Consider the following 26,384-nt stretch of genomic DNA (forward strand, 5'->3'; position numbering starts at 1 on the left):
CTTTTGTTCTTTTTGATCATACCAAAAATTTCCAAACATAAAAAGCTTCTGAATTTTTAAAATTTGCTAAAATAAAAATATACAGAAAGGAAGGGTTTGCAAAAACCCAATATATATAAATGAATAAAAAATTAGTTTTAGGTCTAGCCTTATTTTCTCTCACTTCTTTTGGGGTTTTGACCGCTTGCAGCAAAAAAGAAAGCGTTAAGCCTGAGCCAAAGGAAATTATCGTGGCCACAAATGCCAACTCAAAACCTAATACTTATATGGAGGATAATAAGTTAACAGGTTATGATGTCGAACTTGCACGCGCTGTTTTCAAAGAACTTCCTGAATACAAATTAAAATTCCAAGTCATTGATTTTAATTCCGTGCTTTCTGGAATTGATAATGGACGTTTTCAAATGGCTGCAAATGCTCTTTCTTGGACACCTGAACGTGCAGAAAAATACAATTACTCACTACCTCTATCTAAGTCAGCAACATCGGTAGCAGTTAAACCTGATTTACAAGTCAAATCTTTGAATGACTTAGCCGGTAAAACCACCGAAGTCTTATCTGGTGTTCAAGTCGCAACAATGCTGGAAAACTGGAACAAGGAAAATCCTGACAAAGCAATGAATTTAAAATATATGGACGCCAGCTATCCATTAGCTTCTTATGTTGCTGATGTTGACTCAGGAAAAAGTGACTTTGTGATTTACGATCAAATTTCCCTCACACAAATCATCCAGCAACATGCTTATAATTTAAAAGTCGAACCAATTGATTTAGGCGAGACAGATAAACATACAGGATTTAGCTATTTCATTTTTGGTAAGGAAAAAGAAGACAAAGACCTACAACAGAAAGTCGATAAAGCCTTGGTAAAACTTCAAGAAAATGGAACGATGAAAAAACTTTCTGAAAAATACCTCGGTGGCGATTTTACTCCTAGAGAGGAAGATATGAAAGATGAGAAAGATTAAAGACGCTACATATTGGGCAGAAAAAATCCGTGCTGGTCAAATCAGTGCTACTGAATTACTCCAAAACACTCAAAAAAAACTGGAAAAAATCAATCCGCAATACAATGCCGTCGTTGCCTATGACTTGCATCAGGCTCAAGCTGATTTATCAAAAACAGAAAACGGTTATTTCGCAGGTCTTCCCTTTCCACTAAAGATGCTGGGGCAAGATCATGCAGGACTTCCGTCAACTTCGAGTTCAAAACTTTTTGAAGACAATATGGCCCATTCAGACGATAACTTTGTCAAAGCTGCTCTTAAAGCTGGCTTAACGCCTTTCGGACAAACAAATTCTCCTGAATTTGGTTTTAAAAATATTACAGACTCAGCTCTTTATGGCGACACACGTAATGTTTGGAATACAGCTTATTACTCTGGTGGCTCTTCAGGTGGAGCTGCTTCCGCTGTAGCTTCTGGGATTTTCCCTATGGCTGGCGCCTCTGATGGTGGTGGCTCCATACGTATTCCTGCTTCTTTTTCAGGTCTTATTGGTTTGAAAATGACACGAGGTCTTATGCCACAGGGCCCAGGAAACTACCGAGGTTGGCAAGGTGCAGCAACTACTGGAGCTTTAACTATTTCTGTACGTGATACAGCAAGTTTTGTGGCCGAAATGCAACTTAAACAAGAAGCTGATCCTTATCAAACAGAGTTATTAGATAAGAAGGCACTGCATCATCTCACAGAACCAAACAAAGCTTTAAACATTGCTTATTCCTTTGAATCACCGGTATCGGGAATAATGCTTTCGGAGACTTCTAAGGCCGCCCTTCAAAAAGCCGTCGACTTTCTAAATGCTCAAGGTCATCAACTAACTGAGGTTTCTTTTCCTTTCGATGCTCGCCCTTTGATTCAAACATATTATCAAATGAATGCTGCTGAAACATATGCTATGCTTAAACCTTGGGAAATTGCTAATGACCGCAAGATAATTAACAGTGATGTAGAGCCACTAACTTATGCCTTGTTAGAAGCTGGTCGTAATGCGGATGCTGCTTCTTATGTTCAAGCTTTAAATAAGTGGGATAGCGCATGTGCCACATTGGATGAAGAAATTTTCAAAAATTTTGACCTCTTCTTAACGCCGACAACAGCCAAAACAGCCCCCAAAGTGGACGAAGAACTCATCCATCCTAACATTACGGAAAAAATGAAACACATGGAGTTATACGACTTTTCTGAACAAATCTCAACCATAGAACAAGCATTCGAAAACTCCTTAGCTTTCACGCCTTACAACTTTATCAGTAATCTCACAGGACAACCTGCCTTGTCACTTCCAATTTACTTGAAGGAAGAAACACATTTACCACAAGGTGTTCAACTTTGGGGCCAGAAAAACTCGGAAGTATTGATGCTAAGTCTCGCTTTACAATTTGAAAATAATGACCAGTTCATCTTACCTGAGTTTTATAACAATTGAGTAAAAATCAAAAAAGAACCAAAATATGGTTCTTTTTAGTTCCAAGTCATCAAAAACTCTTTTTCATTATTATCTTCATCTAAGCCTTCAGCCACTATTTTAAAGCCTTCCCTTTGGTAGAAACGAAGAGCACCTTCATTTTTCTGGTAAACTTTTAAAGAGAGCGTTTGACTTGAAGCTTTAATATGCTGTAAAAGTGATTTGCCAATACCTTTAGACTGCTTGCTATTACTCACAAAAATGCCTGCAATATATTGGTCAATCAAACCGACAAAAGCAATGATTTTTTGGTTTTCTTCGTAAACATATATTTCAGCATCTTTCATAGCTTCTTCAACAGCTGCAGCTTGTTTCAACCAGTATTCACGCTTGATGAACCGATGATTAGCAATATTAACTCTCAGCCAAAGCTCTACAACTTTTTGCAGGTCTTCAGCCTTCATTTTTCTGATCATGCTTCTTCTCCTCTCACTTCATCTTAACACAATTTATGTTTCTTTCAACAAAATAAAAGTGACCAAACACTGTGTTGAGCCACTTTTTTTGACAATAGATTGTTTAAGTTTTATTGACATAATTTTCAATCTGCTTATCTGGAATTACCCACGGAATCATACTCAAGATTGTTGCCACTAATGAAATCTGAGCTACAGGCAGTAAAACGGTCAGTAAAATTCCGACCATTAAAATGAGGATGGAGAAACCGCCTTTCCAAACCCAATGCATGTCCTTTAGTTTATAATTTCTCGATTTAAAAATTTCGTAGCTTAAGATATTGAAAATAATATCAATAAATAAGTTATTTACAGCATAAACAATCTCAGGCGTTTTTGAACCTGAAAATTCAGACAGCCAGTTTGTGGTAAAGGGAATGAAACTCATAAAAAATAAGAGCACGACATTCCACCACAGAATTCTTCCTGAAACACGTTCAGCCAGATGGAAAAGGTGATGATGGTTATTCCAATAGATGGCCAACAAGTAAAAACTTGCAAGATAGGTTAAGAAAATAAATCCCATATCAAATAAGTCTGTCCAATTTGGACCTTTAGGAATGCGCAGGTTTAAAACCATAACAGTAATTAAGATGGCGACAATTCCATCTGTAAATGCAGATAAACGTCCACTTGTCATTTTGTTTCTCCATATATTATTATCGCCAAGCAGGCGGGAATTTATTATTTGCTCAATTCAAAATAAAGCGCAGCAATATTTCCTTCAAATTCGCGGTTTTGACCATCAATTTCGAGTTCTAATACTTTCGCTGAATCTTCTAAAGCAGGAATTTCACGATTTTGGAGGAGAACAAATTCTTCTACGTTAGCGAATTCTTTACTTTCTTGACGGCCGTTAAGATGTTGTACTTTAATTTTCATGATTTTCTTCTTTCTTTTTTTTAAAATGAACACCTTGCTTTTTATAATAGCGCAAGAGTTCTTGACGTTTTGCTTCATAACGTGGCGGTAAAGCTAAATCGCTTCCCAAATCTTGAATTGATTCATCCAGAGTAAAGCCTGGAGTTAGGGTCGCAAACTCAATCCTTACACCGCCTGGCTCTTTAAGATATACCGATCGAAAATAACCACGATCCGCATATAATTCTCTCTCATAACCTAAGCTTAGCGCTTTTTCCCATATATTATCGAGCGCTTTACTGTTAGGAACTGCAAAAGCGATATGGTCAATTGACCCTCTCCCCCAGACTCGTTTGCCTTCTTTAGATGTTGCGGGAAGAAGCGTAATACCTCCCTCACTCCCAAGTATCTCTTGGAGAAAGAGCCTTGTCTGCTCAAGATTTGAGCTGTAAAGACGACTCCCCCAGAGCCCTGTGATTTGGAAAGCTGCAGGTACATCTGACAGCACATTGATGTGGGCATCTTGATTTTGCTCTTCTACTTCGATAAACTCAAGTAAAATCTTGTCAAAATCAAGAACCTGTAAAGTATTGTCTGTGTGTTGATATTCTAAGCCGAACTTCTTAAAACGTTTCGCCCAGTATTCAGTAGAATCCTTAGGAATTTTGAATTGGATACCGGACAAATAGTCACTACAGTTCCAGGAGTCCCCATAAAATCACCGTAATACACATGTCGCATATAGATATTACCTTGATTAATAGAGTTTTTCACCAAACGCAAGCCTAAAATATTAACATAAAAATCAAAATTCTGCTCAAAGTCAGCTGTAAGTAGAGATATATGATGTAGTTCCATATGCCCGCCTCCTATGTTTACAATTGTAAACCTATCTTTTTGATATGTCAAGAATAAATGTTGAGAAGAACGTATAATAAAAACACTTGAGAATATTGCTCAAGTGTTTTTTTAAATCACAAAGAATATTGCGAAATATTCTTTTATAATTCAGCCAAAGCCAAGTAAAAGGCACCTTTGGTTGAGGATACTTCTTCTGTTATGATAGAGGCTGTTGGCACAAATTTCTTTACTTCTTGTATAAATGTTGTCTGCACTTGAGGTATTTTCAAAAGGACAGAGCCCTTTAAGGCAATGCCTATGTCTTGGGGCCGATCTAATTTGTTATAGTTATCAATTGTTATCTGTGCCAAAAACTGTCCTGCTTCTCTCAGAATATTTTGAGCTGTAAAGCTGTCCTTATTTGCTTCGGCAACAATAATAGGTGTCAGTGCTGCAAGTTCTTTCTTAGGTGCGCCGTAGACAAATCGTTTTATTGCGAATGAATCAGGAAGGTTAAGATAATGGAGAATCGCATTTGAAAGTTGGGATAAAGGTTTCCCTTGGTCTTCGTCGTTTGCCATCTTTTCAATAGCCTGAAGAGCAATCCAATATCCAGAGCCACGATCGGCTCCGATCAGATGCCCCCAACCACCAGTCATTACTTGCTTTTCTCCTCTGTGACCAAAACTGACAGCACCTGTCCCTGCGATTGTCAAAATACCATCACCCTTAGGGAAATAGGCCGCATGTGCGATACGTGCATCAGTCTCTATCCGGATAGGAACTCCAAAGGATGATAAAGCTTGCTGAAGCTCTGCGTTATATTTTCCTGAACCAACTCCAGCCACACCTAAAGAAAGGGCAACTAACTCCGCATCAGGTAATACATTCAAGCACCTTTTGATGGCTTGCTGAATATGCTGACAAGCTGCTGCAAAATCAATCAATACATTTCCAAAGGAAGAATATGCCTGCGCTATAGAATTTCCATCTCTATCGTAAGCTACAGCTTCTGTTTTTGTTCCACCAGCATCCACGCCAATAATAATCTTCATATCTTTCAATTATCCTTTAACTTGAAATTGAAAGTTTTCCCAAGCTTGTAAATAATTCAAAAGAAAGATTTCTTCTTCCCGGATTCGGGCAACTACATTTGTTTTACCTGAATTTTTCATGTCCTTAAGTGCTATGTTCAGCTCTCCTTTATATTGACCATATGTTTCGTTCTCAATGATAATGTCACCCCGTCTAATATCACGTGTATTTCCTTTAGGGAAGGCTTCAGACTTGTATTTTACCCGTGATTGCGTGGAGCGAATCATATACTCAGAAATATCACCACGGTAAAAATGCGGCTCTTCTTCTACAATCACACGCTCTAACTCTGTAATTGCTTCGTCAAGCTCAATACCAAAAGTCATCATCTGACGGTTGAGAGCAGCAAGCTTTTGTATCTCCGCTTCTGAAGCATAAGCATTGCCAATAATAATATCGTCAATCAAACCCTGTAGCTGATAAATGCTGGGCTTGAACTTCGATGGGCAAATCACCGTGCATCTCCAGAGTTGCCAAACCTTCCATCACTGGCCAGGGACCATAAGTTGCATCGTGAGAATTAACAAAAGCTGCCGTCTGAATGTAGTTTTCCTTATACATTTTTGAGCATTTGACAAAGAAATCATAAGAAAGCCCTGAGAAACGCTTGGGATAAAAATTATGACAGCCGACTAAAAGGTCGCGATTGGGTACATGACTTAAAATATTTTCCATATACTTTGTCGCATTGGACATATTGATCTCGATTTTGAGCCCATAGGGATTGTAAGTCATCAAGGCTTCTTCTTTACCTGTAAAACCTACATCTAGACGTATCCCATGCGCACCCATCTCCGCAAAAAATGATAAATCATCATATGAGATCCCCAACTCATCAAAAATACGTGGTGCAATATCAACCGTCACTTCAAAATTTTTGCTTCTGGCATAGCTTATCGTTTCCTTAAAATTCTGTAAAATTTCTTCCTTTTCGCCATTGACGGACAATAAACAGGTAAAGATACGGCTAAAGCCATATTTATGGGCAAGGTCAATATAACCCTTATCTTGTTCAAGTGTACTATGTTCTGGATAAATCGAGATTCCTAATCGTTTCATATGTTCTTCCTTTTAAAATTAATTCAAACTGTTCACTTCGTGAATATCTTTGCTGTCATATGTATTTATATTTTTCTTATTATAGATGGTCATAGCCCGTTCAATCGCATGTCGTGTCATTTCAAAGAAAACCATTGCTGCGAATACCGCAAAAATGATAAGAGGGGTTTTTAGTAGCACAAGGAAACTTGGGAGCAGTAAAATACCAATTGCCAGAGCAAGCATGCTCATAATCCCCCAAAACCAACGGCTTCGCAAATATTTATTTTTAAAGTTTTCTGCTTTGATAGAGAAATGGCGCGCGCGAAGGATAACAATTACTGTAGCGATAAAAAAGAGAATCGAATATAACATAAGTCTATACAATTTCTATATGTGAACTTTTATTTAAATAATGAGCACTTAAATCTAAGCTCCTTCAGTTTCAGCAGCTGCTTTCTTTTCTTCTTCAAGCATTTGCTTGTCATACATTTTTACAAATGGATAATAAATTAAGCCAGCAATAAAGAGGTTGACTAAAACAAGAATAATTGCACGCCAGTCATTCCCCGTTGCCATATAAGCACCAATTGGAGCAGGTAGGTCCATGGCACATTGGCCACAAAACCATTTACCAATCCTAATCTGACAGCACTGTAAGAAACAATCGTTAAGATTATGGGATTCAAAACAAAAGGAATCGTAAAGACCGGATTCATCATCAAAGGCATACCGAAGATTAAAGGTTCGTTGATATTAAATAGCCCTGGTACAAAGGTCAGTTTTGCCATATCTCTCAGATATTTGGCACGACAAGTAAAGAGCAGGAAAACAAGAACCAATGTTACACCCGCACCGCCCATTGTGACAAACCATTGATAAAATTGCTCTGGTGCGACATAAGGAAGTTGTGTCAACGGAGTTCCATCTGCCATAGCAGCCATATTTGCATCGAGCATCATAAGCCACATCGGACGAACAATGGAGCCGATAATGTTCATTCCATGAACACCAGCCGCCCAAAGCAAATGGATAAAAATCATAGGTAATAAAGCACCAAACATATTATTGCCCATCAGATCAGCAATTGGATTGAAAATGCTCATGATAAAGGCATTAATATCAAAATTGAGCATTACACGTACTATCCAGAGAAAGATAATAATAAATCCTCCTGGTAATAATGCTCCGAATGAACGACCAACTGCTGGTGGTACTCCATCAGGCATTTTAATCGTGATATCCCATTTGATGAAGAAACGATAAATTTCCACGGCGAAAATCTTTGTTAGAATCGCAGAGAACATTCCTGCACCACCTAAGTATTGCATAGGCAGGACCCAACCAATCGCCGCTTCGCCTGCTTCAGTCAGTACAGTATCGACATTTAAAGGGATTGTTAAAGTCAAAAAAGCTGCTAATGAGAGAACGCCTCCTGTGACACCATCTAAATCATAAGACTTAGCCAAAGAATCCCCCATGGCAAAAGAGGCATAGATTGCCATTAAACCCATTGTAATTCGAAAAGGAATTGTTAAGTTGGCTATATGTGGTGCTAACCATTCCGCCACAGCCGGAATCGGAAAATTGGCGAAAACCATTATGAAAGAGCCTATCAGGATAAGGGAGAGTGTAGAGATAACCCCGTTACGTATAGCAACCATATGGCGTTGCATCCCAATTTTGGTCATAGGTGGCATCAATCTTGTTTCAATCCACTTGAGAAATTTTTGCATGTTTACTCCTTTAAGTAAATTTTATTTCATATCAACTATAAATCCAGCTAATAATGATCACTTGTTTAAATAAAATATGCGCACGTTCATCGGCTCAGCCACTAGCGATTGACTCCTTCTTTTAGGAAATCAGCAAAACGTACATGTCTATTCAACAGAACAATATTTCTTTGAATACCCTTTCATTATATATTAATTGAAATTATATTTCAATCAATAACCAAGATTGCACTTTTTTATCTCTGGATGACATTTTTAATAAAAAAGCTTTAACCCTCTTGTTAAAACTTTCTCTTCTATAGAGATTACCTTCATCCAAAAAAAGTAACTCACCGCCACAGATAAAGCAATCAGGATAATATCATGAACAAATAATCCAATAGTCATCTTTTCATGTTTGCTCTCCAACTTTTCAACTCTGTCTTTTAATTTTTCTGTTTCCATCGCTTCTGTTTATTTCTTTAGACTACATCGGCATAACTTATAGTAATATTCTTTAATTCTACTGTCTAAATAGATAGAATTAAAGTGTTGGCCCATCCCTGAGACATCCACATTTGAGCACAATTAAATTTTTGATGTTATCTCTTCTTCTAAGGTTTATTTTTTAGGATGAAAAACAATTAAACACACAGAAACCCTAAGCAATCTATTGCAGATAGATGTCATAAATTAAGATATACAATGCAGTAATTGTCATTCGTATCTCACAATTTGTATGGAAAAGATGCACTTTTTAACTTTGTGAATAAACCGGCAAATTCTTGCTTTTTATTTTTTTTTAAGTTAGAATTAAAGTGTCGAGGTTTGCGAGCGATTTCATAACCACTCTCAAACTCAATTCAAATTTATTATTTAGGAGAATCTAAATGAAAACCACTAAATTGGCTTCAATCGTAACTTTGTCAGCAGCTTCAATCTTCTTGCTTGCAGCATGTGGCAACAACAATGACTCAGCAAACGGCAACAACGATGCGAAAACTGAACAATCTGACAGCAGCAAATCAGCTGATGCCTTCACAGGAGCAACTGCTGGAGCAAACAGTTTCGAAGATTTACAAAAAGGATTGTCTAAAAACGGTTCATGGTTGGCAGCAATCACAAAAGACATGGATGCTTCAGGTAAAACTTTGACTGTTGAGGGTGTTTATGCTAGCAAAAACCAAATCGCACGTAAATTTGCAGCTTACGCACAAGATGCTGATCACGTTGTGACTGACCGTTACACTTTGACTGTTGATAAAGTTGAAGTAAAATCACCTGGTTTCAAGCTTTCTAATGGTACAATTAAAGGTGATGTAGCTGTCTTCGCACCTGGATTCGGTGCACAAAGCGGTAAAGGTGTTGAAGGTAAAGCAACTATCGACGGTAACTTGACTTTTGCAAGTCAAGACCTCATGGATGCTTATAATAAACTTCCTGAAGAGCAAAAACCAAAAGTAACAGGTGAAACTAAAGTTGTCGAAGGTGAAGTTCTTGAGTTCCCTATGGGTGCAATCACTATTGGTGAACACGGTGAAGTAACTCACGAATTTGAAGGTAACGGACCTGATACTCAAACTGGTGCAACAACTGGTACAGATGCAGCTGATGTCTTAGCTTCAGGCTTGAGCGCTAAAGGTGCTTGGTTAGTATCTGGTAACTCAGATATCGATGCGGCTGATAAAGACATCACTGTTGATGGTATCTTCATGAACGAGAGCGGCCAAATTCAACGTACATTGGCATTGATCGCCCAAAACGACAAACACCAAGTCACAGATTCATTTACTTTGACTACAAAACGTTTGATCATTAAATCACCTGGCTTTGACCTCGAAGGTGGTAACATTAAAGGTGATGTTTACGTTGCAGAAAATGCATCAATCAAAGCTCGCGATATGAAAGGTACAGATGGCAAAACAATCCCATCTGAAATCAATGGTAACCTTTACTTCGCAACTCAAGAACAATTGGACGCATACAAAGAATTGGATGCCGCTAACCAATTTAAAGTTTCTGGCGAAGTTGCTGTGAAAACTGCTGAATAATTAAAAATAAAAGATCTCATAGGAGGTCTTTTTTTATTTCAAATATACTATATAGCTAAAAAAAATCATCCTGATAGTTTGGAATGATTTTATGCTCTATATTGAAAGTAAAATATCTCATGGTTTAACATATGCAAAGCCTGAGTTCTGTTTTTGGACGAGTTCCACAATACCAGCGGGCACAACTGTACAACCTTCTTGTAGGCTTTCTACTTTGTATCCTCTCATGTTTAAAGAATTTTGGCAAACGGCAACTTTGACGTCTCTTTTGAAGACTTCCACAAGATCCACTGGTGAGGACTTCAGTACCATTTCTACTGCTTCTCCATTTACTAAAATCTCAATCTTGCCTGGTTCTTTATTCTGAGTGAGCCATTCTTTGAGATTCTTTACGTTAGAGAGGAGTGTATTCCATTTGTTGTTTTCATCAATATGCAGAATAACTTGTAACATCTTTATGTCTCCTATTAGATATATTGGGCAGTAAGTGAAGCTGAGCAATTTCGTAACCCAGCTGGCGGTCCTGCGTAAATCACTTGGCCACCAGCTGAGCCACCTTCTGGACCTATATCAATAATCCAGTCCGCCTGGCGAATGATATCTAACTGATGTTCAATCACGACCAAGGTATTGCCTTGGTCAACAAAATGTTTCATAATCTTCATCAGACGGCTAATATCAGACAGATGCAGACCTGTTGATGGTTCATCCAGAATAAAAAGATTTCCTTTTTGATAAAACTCATTAGCCAACTTCAAGCGCTGACGTTCACACCAGATAAAGTACTCGTTGGCTGTCCCAATGTCAGATAACCAAGTCCTACTTCGTTCATAGCTTTTATTTTTTTCTTAATCGCTGGAGCAGACTTGAAAAAATCCAAAGCTTCTTCAATCGTTAAGTCTAGGACTTCCGTAATATCTTTTCCTTGATATTTAAAGGCTAGAGCTTCCATCTTGTAACGTTTCCCCTGACAAACTTCACAGGTTTGTTTCACTGTTTCCATAAATGCCAAGTTAGATTCGATATAACCTCTACCTTCACAAGCGGGGCACGCGCCTTCGGAGTTGTAGCTGAATAGACTAGGCTTAACTTCATTCACTTTTGCAAAGGCTTTTCTGATGTTATCCATAATGCCTATAAAAGTCGCTGGATTCGAACGGCTGTTGGCAGCTAGACTTGCTTGTGTCACCATAATAGCTTCTGGATAAGTTGATCGTAAAGAATGCTCTACAAGTGTTGATTTTCCTGAACCAGCTACACCGGTCAAAACGGTGAGAAGCCCTTGAGGAATATCAAGATGTTCATTTTTAAGGTTGTTAGCGTTTGAAATTTCTCCTTGATAAAAGTGAACTGGATGTCTTGGTTTTTTGTTAATGGTTGTCATCTTAGAAAGATATTTCCCCATTAAACAATCAGACTGAAGAAGCTGCTCATAGCTTCCTTCAAACATGATCTCACCACCATGTACACCAGCACCAGGTCCAACTTCTATCACCCAATCAGCAATTTTGATGACATCCGGATCATGCTCAATAATAAGCACAGTATTTCCTTTATCTCGCAGCTTTGTAAAGATGCTATTAATACGAGCCACATCCCTCGGATGCAGACCAACAGAGGGTTCATCAAAAATATAGAGCATATCCGATAGCGCGTTATTTAAATGCTTTACTAATTTTACACGCTGAGATTCTCCACCAGATAAAGTCGTCGTTTCTCGATCAAGACTGAGATAACCTAACCCAAGGTTGATCAGATGATCAATTTGTTGTTTAAGGTGTTCTGTTCCCTCGTGTGGAGCCAGAACATCACTTAATTCTGTCAGCTCTATACTCATCAAATCCGCAAAGCTATGTCCGAACCAACGTACCGCTAGTGTTTCTTGGTTTAAACGTTTCCCTTGGCAAACTGGGCAAAGCGCTTCATGCGTATAAGTTGCAAGTGTCTTTTGGGCACCTGCAGACAAGTCACCTTCTTTCTGCAAGAAACCACGATTAAACTTGTCAACTATTCCCTCGTAGGTAAGGTTGTATTCGCCCATTTTGATTTTGCCGACTTCTTTGCCGTGATAAAGGCGATCCAGCTCCTCTTCTGTATAATCTTTCAATAATTTTTCACCATCAAAAAGACCATTCTCTACATACATTTTGATGATTTTTTGGTAAGGCTTAAAAAGAACTGCACCATTATTAAGTGAGCGTTCTTTATCAATAAAAAGCTCCATTTTCAACTCTAGTTTTTTACCAATACCTTGACATTCTGGACACATGCCCGCTGAAAGATTAAACGAAAAATGGTCTGCTCCAAGCTGGGGGCTTCCTCCACCTGCAAAAAGTTGACGAATAACAGGTGCAATATCAGTGATTGTCGCAAGAGTCGAGCGCGCATTGCCCCCTAAAGTTTTTTGGTCAATGACGATGGAGGCCGGAAGATTTTCAATCCGCTCCAAATCAGGACGTTCATATTTGGGTAGAAACTGTCGAACAAATGCAGGCAAGGTTTCATTTAAGAGGCGTTGTGACTCATCGGCAAGAGTATCAAAAACAAGGCTTGATTTCCCAGAGCCTGAAACACCAGTAAAGACTGTTATTTTCTTCTTGGGGATTTCAAGCGACACATTCTTTAAATTATTGACCTTATCTGCAATGACACTAATCGTATCAGGCATCGTTTTCTCCTTCTTCATAAAGTCCGTAGACAAGAGCCTGCAAACTATAAAATTCAATTTTTGGGGGTTGCTTAAGTCCTATTTTATCATTTTTTTAGTTGTTTTTATCTGATTTTCAAAGCTTTTTATTTTTAATTATAATATTGATGCTTTCTCGTATAAATGAATTACAAATCATTAGTAAACTACACGCACATTGTGTACAATAAAGAATAGAAAGTGAGTGCTATTATGGACATTTCAATTAATCTTTTTGTGCAAGATATTAAGCAATCTATAAAATTTTATCAAAATGTTTTCGGAGCAAGCATACAGGATGGATGTCATTTTAAAATAGAAAATTATCCCTTTGCTTTAGCTGAAGTAAAAGAAAACACCCCGAAATCTCGAGGCGGTGTTGGTCTTTGTCTGCAAATCTATTTGAAGGATATTGACAACATTTTAGTGCTGGCATTTGACAATGGTGGACAACTGGTTGCTCCCGGTACGCCTGAAAACCCTTTTTTCATTGCTCATGGCCAGCGTGTCATTAATATCGAAGATCCCTCATGCCATATCTGGTCTGTGACAGAAATATGAAAGTAAACTCTCACAGCACTCAAGCAAGAAGCTCCAAACAGTTATTCAAGTCCTACTTTATAGCGATAATCATAGTCTGTGGCACCACGGTTATAGGGCGCTGAGACAAGCACGGCTTTTGTGCGTACTTTATGATTTTTAATGGCTGCAATGGTTTCCGGTTTGTCATCATAGAACCAATCAATATCCAATCCAATAATTAACGGCAGTTTCTCCTCAGTAAAATAAATTTTGTCATAATAAATACCGAAACGATTAAGCGATTCTATCGTTTCTTTAGCATAAGAAACATGACGTGCTGTAATCAGTACTATTTCTGCTCCGTTCAAATGTTCTTCTGCCAAATCTTCGACCATATTGCGATTTGGTGTACTTTCTCTGATAATTTTTCGCTGAATGTCTTCATCCATTGTTGCATAATAAATCAAGTCATAGTCAATAGCTTCCATCGTTTCAATATTTAAGTTAGTGCCCAATTTTTGATTGGTATATTCAATGGCTTTCTTCATAGAAAAAATTACACCATCAAGATCATAGCCCATCACTTTACGGCGCGGGAGATAACGCACTTGACCAGTTTCATCACGTAAAAACTGCATGGTAACATTCACCCCCTCAATCTCTTCACCTGGCAGCTGATGCTGTGGTGCTAACTTGGACTCTTCCATTAGTAAAGAAAGTAATTCTTCCTTAGGCAAGTTGTATTTATCAATCATATGCACTCCTCTTTGTATTCGAATCAGTTTCTATTATAAATCTAGTATAACAAAAATATAATTTCTCACGTAAAAATACAAGGGAATACTTGTGCCAACTCACTACATAACGATATAAAAAAACAGCCAATAATGGCTGTTTTTTTATTGCAATCTTATCCAAAATATTGGAAGCTTGCATCTAAATTGAACTTAAATGATTATTTAAGTGTGATTGAAGCACCAGCTTCTTCCAATTTAGCTTTGATTTCTTCAGCTTCTGCAGTTGCAACGCCTTCTTTGATCATTGTTGGTGCGCCATCAACGAGTTCTTTAGCTTCTTTCAAGCCAAGACCAGTGATTTCACGAACAGCTTTGATTGTAGCAACTTTTTTGTCGCCTGCTGCTGTCAATTCAACGTCAAATGAATCTTTTTCTGCTGCAGCTTCGCCGCCAGCAGCTGCTACTGCTACAGGAGCAGCTGCAGTTACGTCAAATTTTTCTTCGATTGCTTTAACGAGCTCAGAGAGTTCGAGGATTGTTGCTGTTTCAAGTTCAGCAACGATGTTTTCAATGTTCAATGCCATTTTGATTCTCCTAGTAAATTTTAGTTTGTTGCGTAAATCCGCCGATATAAAATTTGCTTACTGTCATTCCATATGGAATTAAGCAGCTGATTCTTCTTTTTCTGCAACAGCTTTGACTGCGAGAGCCACGTTGCGGACAGGTGCTTGAAGCACTGAAAGAAGCATAGAAAGAAGACCGTCGCGGCTTGGAAGAGATGCAATAGCTGCAACTTCTTCTTTGCTTGTAACTTTTCCTTCGATAACACCAGCTTTGATTTCAAGTTTGTCTGCTGTTTTAGCAAACTCGCTCAAAATTTTAGCAGGGGCAATAGCATCTTCGTTTGAGATAGCTACTACTGATGGGCCTACGAAGCTGTCGTTCAAACCTTCGAGTCCAGCTTTTTCAGCTGCACGACGCAAGATTGAGTTTTTAACAACTTTGAATTCCACACCGGCTTCACGCAACTCTTTACGAAGTTGAGTGTCTTGTTCTACAGTTAAACCACGTGAGCTCGCAACAACGATAGATGTCGCAGCTTCGAATTTTTCTGCAAATACGTCAACCAACTCAGCTTTCTTAGCAATAGTTGCTTCGTTTACTTTGTAATCGCTCATTTGTTTACCTCCATTTTATTTTGTTCGTAGGAATTTTTACAAATAAAAATCCCCACGACCAAAAGACATAGAGAGTTCAATCATTGTTTAAAATGTTTGTCCTCGGTTGGATGCTTATGACTTATGTCCCCAACTGTCTTCGGTCAGTCCTTTTCAGAACTTCTATTAGTATATCAGATGTTTTTAAAAAATGCAAGGGAAAAATTAATAAAAAAACAAAAAAATGACCATTAACGAAGTCATGATCATTTTCTCTTTCAGTTTGCCCTGAGTTATAGGCTCTATTTTTCTGTTTAAGCATTAATAAATTTGATGGCTTTTGATCCTCGGAGGGCCCAATACAGTAAAGCAAAGCTTCCTGCAAAAATGAGACCTTGTAGAATATTAAAGACAATAACAGCACCAATATAAGCTGAAATACCACCAGGAAACATTGTTGCGATATCAAAATTAGCAAACATTGCGTAAAGGGGTATAGCGTATACATAGTTAAGTACTACCTGCAAGACAGTCAAAGCCAATGTCCCCAAAATGGCTGCCATAATATAGTTACGCAAGCTAAACCTGTGACGGAGAAAGAACCAAAGTACCAGCACAAAGACAGTAACTGTCAAAATATTCATTGGTAAACCAATATAGGTATTCACTCCGTCACTATTTAAAAGTAACCACAAAAGCGAACGAATGATAAGAATAGCAAAAGCACTGCTTAAGCCAAGCATAAATAGTCCAATCAAAATGGGCAAGATTGTGAAGTCAATCTTTAAAAAGCTTGCACTTGGCACCAAAGGAAATTGGAACATTGGGTAGGACAGTACAAAAGAAATTGCACTGAGCATTGCGATAAGTGTGAGTCGACGTGTTTTTGAATTTGACACGAAAAAACCTCCAAAATAGAAAATAATATTTCTTCATTTTGAAGGGAGTTTTTGAATATTGACGAAAACGGACTCAACCCAAAAAGAGCTGGTCTTATTTCCTATTCTTCTCCCATCCAGACTTTACTGTCGGTTGTGGAATTACACCACATCAAGCTTTTCAGCTTCGCGGACTTTAACCGCCGGTCCCGAATTTCACGGTGCCCTGAAGATACGTTTATTATATCACAAAAAATTATTTTTGGTCAAAAAAAAGATCGCTCACACGCTTTTTTATTTTCCTTTTCTTCTTTTACGAAATTCAAATAAATCGTAAAGGAAGGAACGGTGATCGCTTGCTAAGGCATATTCTTCCAAAAGATTAACGGTTTGGCGTAATTTTTTAGCTTCATTAAGCGCAATTCGTCCTGTATGCTCATATTCGAAAATCACCTTACGCTCTAAATAATAGGCTTCCATCAATTCTTCTATATTCGTCAATTCTGTAGCTACACGAAATCCATTAACATAGTTCCAGTTACCTTGAGCAATATGCTCTGCTTGACGGAAGCGTTCTGCTTGGAGAAAGTCAACAAGTTGTGCATTATAGATTGTCCCTAAATTTTCCAAAAGTTCAAGAACAAGTTCTGTATTATCTAAATAAAGATTGCTAATCTCTTGGCGCGTTTCTTCCATATCTTCAACTTTTGGACGGGAAAGTTGGAAGTCAAAACGAGAAATACGTGTTTTTAAAACTTTCAAAGCACGCAAAGTAACCACTTGGGCAAACTGGATACTCGAAACCAAGTCATGTGCCAAATCTTGCTCCAAAGTATGTATGTAGCGATGGTAGGTGCGATAAGTACGCATCGAGATTTTTTCTTTCTCTAGCGCATCTTCAAGCCCTTCAATTTCTACACGGATAATTAATAATTGCAAGGTGTTAAAATTTTCTGTAATTCCAGCACTTTCTTGCTCTACAATGAGCTTCTGAATCCGGTTTTGATAATCAGCAATCACAAGGTGATAGCCATTTTGCGCTTTCTCAGTAATTCTTTCCCGTAATTCTTGCACAACGTCACCTAAAATTGCGATAACTGCCAAATTATTGACCGTGCGTTTTTTCTCAACTGCAAAGTAAGGCAAAGTCAGCAAGCTCACAAGAAAGCTTAAACCAGTAACTGAGGCGCAAAAAAAGATTAATAGATTGTTGGTATTATCCGCAAGCTGAGGTAAAAGAAGTATGGTCGCAATGGAAACCGTCCCTTTTGTACCAGAAAAAGTCAACAATAACAGTTCGCTCCAATAAGAGTGAAAGATTTCTCCCTTGTCTTTGACAGTCACCAAATAATAAGACAATAAGATTAAAAATCTTAGCAAAAATAGAGCAAAAGTCAAAAGTAGTACAACAAAAACCAGCCAAAAAACGGAATATGTCCGATCAAAAAGGAAAGGAAAAACAAGACTATGCAACTCAATCCCAAGGAAGATAAAGACACTTGAGTTCAACATAAACACAATCGTTTCCCATACACTATTTTTGACACGCGTCACTTGTGCATCAAACACAGTAGTTGGTCGAAAACCATTGGACTGGAAGATACCAGCAACAACAACGGCGATAATTCCCGAAACGTGCAAAACTTCGGCCAAAGCAAATGCTGCAAGCGGCATTACGAACTCCAGCATCAAATAGCCACTGACATCACGCGCATCGACATCATCAAGAATTTCTAAAATTTTATTTTTAAAAATCGAAAGCCCAATACCAATAGCAAAGCCACCTATAATGGACAGAATTAAATTAAGGGTCGCCTGTGGTAAAGAAAAAGTCCCTGTCACAAGTGCAAGCACAGCAATCTGGAAGGATACGATACCAGATGCATCATTAAAGAGTCCCTCACCCTGGAGAATATTCATGATTCTTTGAGGAAAAACAAAGCGGGTCGATAACGTACCCACAGCAATTGCATCCGTTGGGGCTAGTGCAGCTCCTAAAGCCAGACAAGCTGCTAAAGGAATGCTCATATAAAACAGATGTAAAATACCACCTAATCCAAGAGCAGTAACAAAAACCAGCGGGAATATAAGCACAAGTATCAAATGTCGGTGTTTAACAATCCGTTTCACTTCTGCTTCTGTACTCTCTCTAAACAAGAGCGGCGCAATAATGAAACCAAGGAAGAATTCCGGATCAACGTGAAGAAATTCTGAAATACCTCCAAAACCAAAAAGAATCCCTATGAGAACTTGCACTAAAGGCAAGGCTAACTTAGGGAAAATTTTATTGATAACATTTGAAAAAACTAATGCGAGCAAGAAAATGATCACATGAAGGATAGACTGAAGCATATAACTCCTTAAATATCATTTCTAAATCGTCTTTGTTTCTCTTGAATTTTCTTGTCCAACTTTGAACAGTCCTTATTATTCATGCGTAGACGACAACGTTTAAATTCCAGTTCTGCCAACTGACGTTTGATTCGTTCTCGTTTTGCAGCACTAAATTCATCTTTTTTAACATATTCTAATTTTTGAAGCATAAGTTCTTTTTTGTCAGCTAATGCTTCCAGATGATGCTGAATATTCTCACGTGAGAGAGCATCTGTTTGATTGGAGAGAGTGCTTTCCAAAGCTTCTCTTTTATTTTCAATTTCTGTTAAATGGGCTTCAATTTTTTTGATTTTATCTTCTTTTGATAAACTCATGAAAGCATTCATCTCTTGAGCTTCCTTATCTTCACTATCGCCTTCAAGATAAGTCTTTCGAAGCTGTTTTAAGCGTTCTTCAAAAGTCATTTCAGTCATTTCCGTACTCGTCCTTTTTTCATTGATTATTGTCTGAGATGCGCCACATTTTTTTAAAATCGTTTTGCTCAAACCTATTCTACTCTTTTTCCTAAATAATGCAACTTTCAAGCACTAATTTAAGCAAAAAAATAGAACAAGCTATTTCTCATAATGAGGCTTGTCTATAAAATAACCTTGTCGATTGTCGATTTTTAATTTATCGGCTAAATCAATACCTGCTCGATCTTCAACCTCAGTGATATCAATATTTTTGTTTTTTTCTCTAATCAAACGGACCCAATCGCCCATGTTGAGATCAAACCATTCAGAATCACTTTTCTTTTGAAATTTAGAAAGCGGGATTTTCACACCATAGATATCATTCAATAGCCACTTGATCTTGTGAAAGTATTTTTTACTTGGTTCGACTTTTTCTAGGATAACATGAACACCAATGTCTTGGCTTAACTTCAAATTCTTCTTGATCCTTGATTTCATGAGCCAGCCAATCTTGTCTGTCAACTCCACATTGATTTCAATCCGCAGTTCCATCGGATAGCATTCGCCTTTGACCCAGCGAATAAAGTATTCGTAACGTGGATCTGCAAGTTGTTTCAGGCTAATATTAATGGCTAAAAATTGTGACGGATAGTTTATTTTCACAAAACTTTTATGAAGCAGATAAATCACTTCACGTAAGGTAAATTTATCAATATCATCTGGGAAAACCCATTCTTGTTTTTCTACATCATACTTGCGGAGCAGTGCTTCTAAACCAGTTTTTTCTCCTTTATTATCAATAATTGTCTGAAAGTAAAATGTATAATTTTCAGCATCTTCCATTGTTTTAGGATAAATTCTGTTTTGTCGTTTCGCCCAAACATAGCTGGTTACAATTCCGAGCAAGCAGAGAAGAATAAAGATTATTGTCAACAGAAACATTACATCTAAAAGCATAGTTTATCCTTTCTTCAGGCTTTTCCTTGTAGGGCTGACCCAAGCACCAGCGTGTTCACTTTTACCAAAACAAGCCTTCATGGCTGGTATAAAAGTCGTGATTATCGTCAATGGATTGACCATCCAGAAAAATAACATATAGAGGGGAGCAAAAATAAAGTATTTGAATTTTTGTCCCTTACTGTCTAAGATTAGTGCGGCTAAAAGCTGCAAGGTGCCCGCTATAAGCTCGAAGGTAACAAAGATAAAGGACATCGCAAACCCATGCCAAAGCTGCTCATAATTACCTACAATAAGGAAATAGAGCATAGCCAAGATAAATATAATTGACGTAATGAAAAAGAAGAATGACCAAATGATGGAAAAAGTCGTGTCAATAAACATTGACAGAACATAACGGTACTTAATGGGATGCAAGATAAACTTCAGTGAGTTAGTAAACCATACTTCAGTACCTCCCTGAGCCCAACGTTTTCTTTGCTTATAGAGCTGCGAAAGGGTTTCTGGTACATTCATGTGAAAAATAATATCTGGGGCAAAACGCGGCGTCACACCATACATTAAGTGATCCCAAGCGATACTAATATCCTCTGTACTTCGGTCTTGTCTAAAGCCGCCAACGTCGATCAAAAACTGCTTTTTATACATGGTATTCGCTCCACTGTACGAGTACATTGAATCATTGATCGCGGTTTGGCTTCTTTTAATGACACCAACGATACTTAAAAACTCAACAGTTTGCGATTTTCCCATAATAGTCGTCCGGTTCTGCACATCCATATTGGCTGTAACCGCAGCTGTGTTGACATCGATTTCACTCATGAAATAGTTCATATATTTCATAAGCGCATCTCTTTCGGGGATTGTATCCGCATCATTACTTAAAATATATTCCCCCTTCGCAAAGTAAGTACCAATGTTAAATCCGTGTGCCTTTCCTTGATTTTTCAAGATATTAATAACACGCAACTTATCGTACTTTTCTTGTAAGTTTTGGAGAATAGGCAAAGTTTGATCGGTACTACCATCATTAATCACTAATATTTCATAGTTACTATAATTGAGCATTGTAGCTAAGTACTCAATCGTTTCCTCAATCATCACTTCTTTATTATGAGCAGGAATCATAATCGTAATCATCGGTTGCTCATCAGGTGCTAGTTCCACAAAATTTGTCTCTTTTCGCCCTTTTTTTAGGAAACGGTAACTCAAAGAGCCAAAAAATCAAAACAAAGCACCAATAACGGGATAAAGACACAAGATTATTAAACACACGGTGATAACCATTTGTAGACCACTATCCGATGTAAACATCTGGCCGAAAATATCAGATATCATAAGTATCAACCTCATCTTTACCTAGAACTTTTGAAAGCTCGTCATTTTTTAAATTCTTTTCTGGTAGAACTTCAAAATATTTTACATTATGACGGAATTCTTCTTCACCGAAGCGGTCCGCCATAAATTTCTTTCCCCTTTTTCTTCGCTCAATACTGGAGACCGAATCAAATGTAGGCCATTTTTCAATGACCGATTCCCTTCGGTTATTTTGAATAATTGTCATGCTCGCTGCATAAGTAAAGGTGATGACCACACAGAAAGCCAGCAGAATCAACAAAAATTTAATTTCCAAAACTCCTTCGGAAAATTTCCAAAAGGCAATGCCATACTTCCCATTTGAAGTCTTATATAAAAAGGATGCTATGGTAATAAAAGTCGGCACAATGAAGCACACCCAACCCAAAAGAGCGATGAGGAGTTGTTTAATTTTTAAAAGCCAATGTCCCTTTTCAAAGAACAGATCGGAATAACTGTAATTTTCTTCGGTTTGTTCCTTGTTTAATTCTTCCTTTTGCAATATCTGATACTCCTTTAATGTAAAAGCATACCTTCCTGTTTCCTACAACTTCAGTATACTTAAAAACTTTCTTAAAACAAAATGAAATAGACAAAAAAAAGAGAAAAATCAATTTTTTTTCTATTTAAAGTAAACTTGATTTTTCCCGTTTTCTTTTGCAATATATAAATGTTTATCAACACGATAGATGGCTTGGTCACGTGTTACTTTATCCGTAATTTCAACCACCCCGACTGAAATTGATGTTTTAATAGTGTTAGAACTCGCGTGAAAGACATATTCGGAAATTTCCTTGGCTATCTGCTCCATAATATCACGTACGACTTCTCCTTTGCGATTGCGAAAAAGAAGAAAGAATTCATCTCCACCATAGCGGAAAAGTTGCCCGTTTTCTCCTGTTTCTCTCAAATACTTTTTGATGAGCATACAAATTTCTTTTAATACATAATCACCTGAGCTATGCCCATAATGATCGTTAATGTGTTTAAAATTATCAATATCAAAAAAGACTAATGAAAATTTGGAAATCTGATCACTGGCGAGGATTTCATCCATCGTTTCTTCAAATTTTCTCCTATTATATACATTGGTCAGTGCATCAATATAAGTATATCGTTTGTACTTTGCATACTCTCCTACAATAGAAGAAATATCCAACAAAATAAACTTGGCAATCACAAGGAGTATAAATGTTTTCCAGAAAATTTCTAATGAATGTATCAAACTAAAAGCAAATTCGGAAAGGAATAAGAGCTGCACAGAAACAACCAGACTTAAACCTATCAGCATCATTTTACCATAACTTTGCATTACAGCTGTTTGATTTTTGGCAATAAAATAGAGCGTCAGCCAAAAAAGACCCAGAGATAAGGTAACTAATAAAATCGACTTCCAATGAAAACCATAGTTGTAAATATAAAACAGATAGAAAATAGTAAATAGCGGAAGCATTGCATATTCTATTTTTTCATAATGCGTAACAATACAATAATCGACTGCAATAGCAATAAAAATGAGCGAAATATCACTCAGTAAATAACCATAAGCACCATCCTGAGCTATTTCAATAAATAATAATTTTAAAAGAAAAATCCATAATGTAAAATTACTCGAATAGAACCAAAAGGCAGAGTAAGGATTTTCAGCGTATTTACTGCGATGGATGATATTTTTAGTGAGAAATATACCACCTAGGATTGCCGGAATCAAAAATAATTTGGCAAAAAAATAAGGCCCCAGTATTTCTTTGATAAGATCCATCATCTTCACCTCTATCCTTTTGATGAAAAAGAAAAGTGGCTTTTCTTCTTCTGCTTCTTACAATATATTATAATATAATAAATAATTTTATCTTTTCATATCGTTGCATAAAAGCAACGATATTCTTTATCGTCACGTATTTGATAACACTTTAATTTTTTGTTGCATTTTCTGATAGTATAGCTATAACTGCCACTATGAATGACTGGAGATTTTATGGTATATAAAAAATTTGGATATGTTTTTCGACAAATACGTGAGCAAAAACATATCTCCTTATCGGACTTTTCTTCTATAGGAATCTCAAAAGCCACCCTTTCTCGTTTTGAGCGAGCTGAAACCATGATGAATTTTGAAAAAGTCGTACAAGCTTTGCAACTAATGGGGATTGGGCTTGAGGAATACGAATACCTTTTAAACGATTATGCACCCAATGAATCAGAAGCCCTTTTAAAGGAAATCGAGATGGCTTTTCTTAAACAAGATAAAAAAGCACTTGACAATCTCTATAAAGTCGCTTTTGAAGCAGGCTATCCTTATATCTCCTTAGCAGCAAAAGCTTCATATACTGAATTAAGTTCAGAAAATATTGATACAATCACAGATTATCTCTATGATATCAAAGTTTGGGGCCAGATTGAGCTTTATCTATTTTACTTTACAATGAATAAATTAAGCATACGCGATATTTTATATATTCTTGACTTATTCCTCTTAGAAAAAAAGCATAAAATATTTAACTCCGTGAAATATCTGGAAATTTTTGTTTGTGCATGCTGTCGTGCTATAGCACTCTTAGCAAGCAAAGGCTACCAAGAATACAGTGCACATATTCTCAATCGGGTTGAATCACTAGAACTCGTACAATCGATGTTTTTGCGCAATCTCCTTAACCTCTCCAAAGGTTTCTGGACCTATCGTTTCAAAGATGAAAAGGCTGGAAATACGATGATGCTTCAAGCATTAAAAATATTTCATCAAATTGGTAGTCAAGAAATTGCCCAATATTATCAGCAACAATATGACATTCATGTAAAAAAAGTGAACGTGTGATTTAAGTCACACGTTCATTTCTTTTAATCCTTTAAATTTTTGACGGCTTCATCGATCGGAGTGACTCCACTGACCACTTCAAATTCTTTTCTGATGGTCACGTCGTTTACCAACGTTTCCAAAATAACTTTAGCCACATCTTCTCGCGGAATTCCTCCTGCTTCCACATGGCTTGCTAATGCTACCTTACCAGTACTTTCTTTGTCTGTAAGCATTCCAGGATGAATAATTGTCCAGTCTAACTCTGTTCGTGTTTTGAGCCATTCATCCGCATAATTCTTTGCAATCGTGTAAATCTTAAGCGAAGAATCTTCTTGAATTTGACGTGTAATTTCTTCTCTTCCCACTCGGAAAGTGCTGACCATAACAAAACGTTTGACCTTTGCTTTTTCGGCTGCCGTCATAATTTTAACCGCTCCATCTAAGTCAATCATAATTGTTTTATCCAATCCAGAACCACCTGCGCCGGCACTAAAAACAACAGCATCAACGTCAGACATTGCTGCAGCAAATTCTTCAATTGAATTATTGACAATATCCAAGATAATAGTTTCAATCTCTAATTGGTTAAAAAATTCCTGTTGTTCTTCTTTACGGATAACAGCTTTTTCTTGAAGTTTAGGATAGTCTTTTAGGTTTTTGGCTAAATGTTTCGCCACTTTTCCATTTGCACCAACGACAAGTACTTTCATATCTCACCCTGCTTTCTTTTTCTATCTTTACTAACATTCTACATCATCTTCTACTTGGATTCAAAAATAATTAACTTTCTACTATTTAATATAAAAGATAAAAACTGTCACTAGACAGTTTTTATCTTTTATAATGAATCACCGTTCCAAATAGAATTTTTCACGATAACATAATCGACTTTACGTAATGCATTAAGATCACGTCCACCGGCGTAAGAAATAGAGCTTTGGAGATCTTCTTGCATTTCTTGAAGTGTATCTTTCAATGCACCTTTGTGTGGCAAAAGAATTTTCTTTCCTTCAACGTTTTTGTGTTCACCTTTTTGGTATTCACTTGCTGAGCCAAAATATTCTTTGAAAAGTTTGCCATCTTGTTCAATAGTTTTACCAGGTGACTCTTCGTGAGCTGCAAAGAGTGAACCAACCATTACCATTGTTGCACCAAAACGAACAGACTTAGCAATATCACCGTGCGTACGGATACCACCATCAGCAATAATTGGTTTACTTGCTGCTTTTGCACACCAGCGTAAAGCTGCAAGCTGCCAACCGCCTGTACCAAATCCTGTTTTTACCTTAGTGATACAAACTTTACCTGGGCCAATCCCAACTTTCGTTGCATCAGCACCAGCATTTTCTAACTCACGGACAGCTTCTGGTGTTCCTACGTTCCCCGCAATAACAAAAACTTGTGGCATCAAACGCTTGATGAGCTGTACCATTTCAATAACAGAATTGGCGTGACCATGCGCGATGTCAATTGTAATATAATCTGGAATTGTTGCTGTTTCTGCCAACTCACGTACAAACTGACGTTCATTGTCTTTAACACCTACAGAAATTGATGCAATCAAACCTTGAGCATGCATTTTTTCAATAAAGTCTTTACGTGTACTTTCTTCAAAACGATGCATGATATAGAAATAACCTTGCTTAGCTAACATTTCAGCAATATTTTCATCAATAATTGTTTGCATATTTGCTGGAACAACGGGAAGTTTGAAAGTGTGATCCCCCAACTTAACTGACGTGTCTGCTTCACTACGACTGTTAATAATACACTTATTAGGGATAAGTTGGATATCTTCGTAATCAAAAACTGGAACCATTGTGTTCATAAGAATGCCTCTTTATTCATTTGTTATTACAGAATACCGACCGAGTTTCCGTTATGGACAACCTCGCTAGTTTGGCGATAAAAATCTCTGCAAACCAAACCTTCCTTATTTATTTTAACGCATATTGATAAAAACAAAAGAAAAAAAACTGAT

At 37.3% G+C, this 26,384-nt stretch carries 25 protein-coding genes, 4 pseudogenes, 1 riboswitch and 1 other annotated feature; of the genes and pseudogenes, 5 read left to right on the forward strand and 24 right to left on the reverse strand.

Annotation, left to right across the window (positions count from 1 at the left end):
• Positions 1-119 precede the first annotated feature (119 nt).
• Both P3G65_RS06370 and P3G65_RS06375 read left to right on the forward strand, forming a co-directional pair.
• Positions 120-968 carry a transporter substrate-binding domain-containing protein gene (locus tag P3G65_RS06370; protein WP_019292322.1) on the forward strand — a complete coding sequence of 283 codons (849 nt, stop codon included), beginning with the start codon at positions 120-122 and terminating at the stop codon, positions 966-968.
• A complete protein-coding gene (locus P3G65_RS06375) occupies positions 955-2,430 on the forward strand; it encodes an amidase family protein (RefSeq protein WP_034999392.1) in 1,476 nt (491 codons plus the stop codon). The genes P3G65_RS06370 and P3G65_RS06375 overlap by 14 nt, the downstream gene beginning before the upstream one ends.
• 35 nt (positions 2,431-2,465) lie before the next feature.
• On the opposite strand, the gene P3G65_RS06380 is transcribed toward P3G65_RS06375, so the two are convergent.
• The 10 genes and pseudogenes from P3G65_RS06380 to P3G65_RS06425 all read right to left on the reverse strand — a co-directional run bounded on the left by P3G65_RS06380 (position 2,466) and on the right by P3G65_RS06425 (position 8,938).
• Entirely contained in the window at positions 2,466-2,885 is a 420-nt protein-coding gene (locus P3G65_RS06380; protein WP_019292323.1) for an N-acetyltransferase, read from the reverse strand.
• A gap of 103 nt (positions 2,886-2,988) precedes the next feature.
• Positions 2,989-3,564 (reverse strand): TMEM175 family protein, encoded by a 576-nt coding sequence (locus tag P3G65_RS06385; RefSeq protein WP_019292324.1) that lies wholly within the window; start codon positions 3,562-3,564, stop codon positions 2,989-2,991.
• 44 nt (positions 3,565-3,608) lie between these two features.
• On the reverse strand, positions 3,609-3,806 hold the full coding sequence (locus tag P3G65_RS06390) for a hypothetical protein (RefSeq protein ID WP_019292325.1): 198 nt from the start codon (positions 3,804-3,806) through the stop codon (positions 3,609-3,611).
• Entirely contained in the window at positions 3,796-4,470 is a 675-nt protein-coding gene (locus P3G65_RS06395) for a VOC family protein (protein WP_019292326.1), read from the reverse strand. Before P3G65_RS06395 ends, P3G65_RS06390 begins: the two co-directional genes overlap by 11 nt.
• The gene (locus P3G65_RS06400) at positions 4,395-4,643 is read right to left on the reverse strand and encodes a VOC family protein (protein ID WP_230318194.1); all 249 of its coding nucleotides are present in this window, start codon (positions 4,641-4,643) and stop codon (positions 4,395-4,397) included. Before P3G65_RS06400 ends, P3G65_RS06395 begins: the two co-directional genes overlap by 76 nt.
• Before the next feature lie 143 nt (positions 4,644-4,786).
• Positions 4,787-5,680 (reverse strand): BadF/BadG/BcrA/BcrD ATPase family protein, encoded by an 894-nt coding sequence (locus P3G65_RS06405; protein ID WP_029346179.1) that lies wholly within the window; start codon positions 5,678-5,680, stop codon positions 4,787-4,789.
• A gap of 9 nt (positions 5,681-5,689) precedes the next feature.
• Positions 5,690-6,779 (reverse strand): annotated as a pseudogene (locus P3G65_RS06410) (DUF871 domain-containing protein).
• 18 nt (positions 6,780-6,797) lie between these two features.
• Positions 6,798-7,133 carry a hypothetical protein gene (locus P3G65_RS06415; RefSeq protein WP_019292328.1) on the reverse strand — a complete coding sequence of 112 codons (336 nt, stop codon included), beginning with the start codon at positions 7,131-7,133 and terminating at the stop codon, positions 6,798-6,800.
• A 54-nt stretch (positions 7,134-7,187) separates the two neighbouring features.
• Positions 7,188-8,494: pseudogene (locus P3G65_RS06420) on the reverse strand (PTS sugar transporter subunit IIC).
• Positions 8,495-8,749: 255 nt separating this feature from the next.
• A complete protein-coding gene (locus P3G65_RS06425; protein ID WP_284071128.1) occupies positions 8,750-8,938 on the reverse strand; it encodes a hypothetical protein in 189 nt (62 codons plus the stop codon).
• A 425-nt stretch (positions 8,939-9,363) separates the two neighbouring features.
• On the opposite strand from P3G65_RS06425, the gene P3G65_RS06430 reads away from it, so the two are divergent.
• On the forward strand, positions 9,364-10,524 hold the full coding sequence (locus tag P3G65_RS06430) for a hypothetical protein (protein WP_019293462.1): 1,161 nt from the start codon (positions 9,364-9,366) through the stop codon (positions 10,522-10,524).
• Between the two features lie 117 nt (positions 10,525-10,641).
• On the opposite strand, the gene P3G65_RS06435 is transcribed toward P3G65_RS06430, so the two are convergent.
• The gene (locus P3G65_RS06435) at positions 10,642-10,977 is read right to left on the reverse strand and encodes a DsrE family protein (RefSeq protein WP_019292332.1); all 336 of its coding nucleotides are present in this window, start codon (positions 10,975-10,977) and stop codon (positions 10,642-10,644) included.
• A gap of 14 nt (positions 10,978-10,991) precedes the next feature.
• Positions 10,992-13,192: pseudogene (locus P3G65_RS06440) on the reverse strand (ATP-binding cassette domain-containing protein).
• A gap of 231 nt (positions 13,193-13,423) precedes the next feature.
• Here P3G65_RS06440 and P3G65_RS06445 point away from each other — a divergent pair.
• Positions 13,424-13,771, forward strand: coding sequence for a VOC family protein (locus tag P3G65_RS06445; protein WP_019292333.1), 348 nt, complete (start codon positions 13,424-13,426; stop codon positions 13,769-13,771).
• Between the two features lie 41 nt (positions 13,772-13,812).
• Here the strand turns inward: P3G65_RS06445 and P3G65_RS06450 are convergent, their stop codons facing one another.
• The 10 genes and pseudogenes from P3G65_RS06450 to P3G65_RS06495 form a co-directional block, all read right to left on the reverse strand.
• Positions 13,813-14,487: a hypothetical protein gene (locus P3G65_RS06450; protein ID WP_019292334.1), complete on the reverse strand. Its 675-nt coding sequence runs from the start codon at positions 14,485-14,487 to the stop codon at positions 13,813-13,815.
• Positions 14,488-14,687: 200 nt separating this feature from the next.
• Positions 14,688-15,053, reverse strand: coding sequence for a 50S ribosomal protein L7/L12 (gene rplL, locus P3G65_RS06455; protein ID WP_004257497.1), 366 nt, complete (start codon positions 15,051-15,053; stop codon positions 14,688-14,690).
• A 78-nt stretch (positions 15,054-15,131) separates the two neighbouring features.
• Complete coding sequence (gene rplJ, locus P3G65_RS06460) at positions 15,132-15,647, reverse strand: 50S ribosomal protein L10 (protein ID WP_004257506.1); 516 nt, start codon at positions 15,645-15,647, stop codon at positions 15,132-15,134.
• A gap of 34 nt (positions 15,648-15,681) precedes the next feature.
• Positions 15,682-15,808 (reverse strand) — a sequence feature (ribosomal protein L10 leader region).
• Positions 15,809-15,940: 132 nt separating this feature from the next.
• Positions 15,941-16,525 carry an ECF transporter S component gene (locus P3G65_RS06465; RefSeq protein ID WP_019291903.1) on the reverse strand — a complete coding sequence of 195 codons (585 nt, stop codon included), beginning with the start codon at positions 16,523-16,525 and terminating at the stop codon, positions 15,941-15,943.
• A gap of 100 nt (positions 16,526-16,625) precedes the next feature.
• A riboswitch (FMN riboswitch) is annotated at positions 16,626-16,742 on the reverse strand.
• Between the two features lie 56 nt (positions 16,743-16,798).
• Positions 16,799-18,856 carry a sodium:proton antiporter gene (locus P3G65_RS06470; protein ID WP_019291904.1) on the reverse strand — a complete coding sequence of 686 codons (2,058 nt, stop codon included), beginning with the start codon at positions 18,854-18,856 and terminating at the stop codon, positions 16,799-16,801.
• An 8-nt stretch (positions 18,857-18,864) separates the two neighbouring features.
• Positions 18,865-19,311 (reverse strand): hypothetical protein, encoded by a 447-nt coding sequence (locus P3G65_RS06475; RefSeq protein WP_019291905.1) that lies wholly within the window; start codon positions 19,309-19,311, stop codon positions 18,865-18,867.
• A 141-nt stretch (positions 19,312-19,452) separates the two neighbouring features.
• A complete protein-coding gene (locus tag P3G65_RS06480) occupies positions 19,453-20,250 on the reverse strand; it encodes an EAL domain-containing protein (protein WP_019291906.1) in 798 nt (265 codons plus the stop codon).
• A 3-nt stretch (positions 20,251-20,253) separates the two neighbouring features.
• Positions 20,254-21,588 (reverse strand): annotated as a pseudogene (locus P3G65_RS06485) (glycosyltransferase).
• The gene (locus tag P3G65_RS06490; RefSeq protein ID WP_019291907.1) at positions 21,578-22,108 is read right to left on the reverse strand and encodes a hypothetical protein; all 531 of its coding nucleotides are present in this window, start codon (positions 22,106-22,108) and stop codon (positions 21,578-21,580) included. The pseudogene P3G65_RS06485 and the gene P3G65_RS06490 overlap by 11 nt, the downstream one beginning before the upstream one ends.
• A 120-nt stretch (positions 22,109-22,228) precedes the next feature.
• Positions 22,229-23,371: a GGDEF domain-containing protein gene (locus P3G65_RS06495; RefSeq protein WP_019291908.1), complete on the reverse strand. Its 1,143-nt coding sequence runs from the start codon at positions 23,369-23,371 to the stop codon at positions 22,229-22,231.
• A gap of 213 nt (positions 23,372-23,584) precedes the next feature.
• Between P3G65_RS06495 and P3G65_RS06500 the strand changes: the two genes are divergently transcribed.
• Complete coding sequence (locus P3G65_RS06500; RefSeq protein ID WP_019291909.1) at positions 23,585-24,421, forward strand: Rgg/GadR/MutR family transcriptional regulator; 837 nt, start codon at positions 23,585-23,587, stop codon at positions 24,419-24,421.
• Positions 24,422-24,444: 23 nt separating this feature from the next.
• Here P3G65_RS06500 and P3G65_RS06505 read toward each other — a convergent pair whose 3' ends face one another.
• Both P3G65_RS06505 and guaC read right to left on the reverse strand, forming a co-directional pair.
• Positions 24,445-25,113 (reverse strand): SDR family oxidoreductase, encoded by a 669-nt coding sequence (locus P3G65_RS06505; protein WP_019291910.1) that lies wholly within the window; start codon positions 25,111-25,113, stop codon positions 24,445-24,447.
• A gap of 128 nt (positions 25,114-25,241) precedes the next feature.
• Positions 25,242-26,231, reverse strand: a complete 990-nt coding sequence (gene guaC, locus P3G65_RS06510) for a GMP reductase (RefSeq protein ID WP_019292704.1) — start codon at positions 26,229-26,231, stop codon at positions 25,242-25,244.
• Positions 26,232-26,384: the final 153 nt, after the last annotated feature.

It is taken from the genome of Lactococcus sp. bn62 (genome assembly GCF_029492705.2).
Classification (GTDB): Bacteria; Bacillota; Bacilli; order Lactobacillales; family Streptococcaceae; genus Lactococcus; species Lactococcus petauri.

Coding starts and splice junctions, on each gene's coding strand:
- P3G65_RS06370 (WP_019292322.1), top strand. CDS start 120: ATGAATAAAAAATTAGTTTTAGGTCTAGCCTTATTTTCTCTCACTTCT.
- P3G65_RS06375 (WP_034999392.1), top strand. CDS start 955: ATGAGAAAGATTAAAGACGCTACATATTGGGCAGAAAAAATCCGTGCT.
- P3G65_RS06380 (WP_019292323.1), bottom strand. CDS start 2,885: ATGATCAGAAAAATGAAGGCTGAAGACCTGCAAAAAGTTGTAGAGCTT.
- P3G65_RS06385 (WP_019292324.1), bottom strand. CDS start 3,564: ATGACAAGTGGACGTTTATCTGCATTTACAGATGGAATTGTCGCCATC.
- P3G65_RS06390 (WP_019292325.1), bottom strand. CDS start 3,806: ATGAAAATTAAAGTACAACATCTTAACGGCCGTCAAGAAAGTAAAGAA.
- P3G65_RS06400 (WP_230318194.1), bottom strand. CDS start 4,643: ATGGAACTACATCATATATCTCTACTTACAGCTGACTTTGAGCAGAAT.
- P3G65_RS06405 (WP_029346179.1), bottom strand. CDS start 5,680: ATGAAGATTATTATTGGCGTGGATGCTGGTGGAACAAAAACAGAAGCT.
- P3G65_RS06415 (WP_019292328.1), bottom strand. CDS start 7,133: ATGTTATATTCGATTCTCTTTTTTATCGCTACAGTAATTGTTATCCTT.
- P3G65_RS06425 (WP_284071128.1), bottom strand. CDS start 8,938: ATGGAAACAGAAAAATTAAAAGACAGAGTTGAAAAGTTGGAGAGCAAA.
- P3G65_RS06430 (WP_019293462.1), top strand. CDS start 9,364: ATGAAAACCACTAAATTGGCTTCAATCGTAACTTTGTCAGCAGCTTCA.
- P3G65_RS06435 (WP_019292332.1), bottom strand. CDS start 10,977: ATGTTACAAGTTATTCTGCATATTGATGAAAACAACAAATGGAATACA.
- P3G65_RS06445 (WP_019292333.1), top strand. CDS start 13,424: ATGGACATTTCAATTAATCTTTTTGTGCAAGATATTAAGCAATCTATA.
- P3G65_RS06450 (WP_019292334.1), bottom strand. CDS start 14,487: ATGATTGATAAATACAACTTGCCTAAGGAAGAATTACTTTCTTTACTA.
- rplL (WP_004257497.1), bottom strand. CDS start 15,053: ATGGCATTGAACATTGAAAACATCGTTGCTGAACTTGAAACAGCAACA.
- rplJ (WP_004257506.1), bottom strand. CDS start 15,647: ATGAGCGATTACAAAGTAAACGAAGCAACTATTGCTAAGAAAGCTGAG.
- P3G65_RS06470 (WP_019291904.1), bottom strand. CDS start 18,856: ATGCTTCAGTCTATCCTTCATGTGATCATTTTCTTGCTCGCATTAGTT.
- P3G65_RS06475 (WP_019291905.1), bottom strand. CDS start 19,311: ATGACTGAAATGACTTTTGAAGAACGCTTAAAACAGCTTCGAAAGACT.
- P3G65_RS06480 (WP_019291906.1), bottom strand. CDS start 20,250: ATGCTTTTAGATGTAATGTTTCTGTTGACAATAATCTTTATTCTTCTC.
- P3G65_RS06495 (WP_019291908.1), bottom strand. CDS start 23,371: ATGATGGATCTTATCAAAGAAATACTGGGGCCTTATTTTTTTGCCAAA.
- P3G65_RS06500 (WP_019291909.1), top strand. CDS start 23,585: ATGGTATATAAAAAATTTGGATATGTTTTTCGACAAATACGTGAGCAA.
- P3G65_RS06505 (WP_019291910.1), bottom strand. CDS start 25,113: ATGAAAGTACTTGTCGTTGGTGCAAATGGAAAAGTGGCGAAACATTTA.
- guaC (WP_019292704.1), bottom strand. CDS start 26,231: ATGAACACAATGGTTCCAGTTTTTGATTACGAAGATATCCAACTTATC.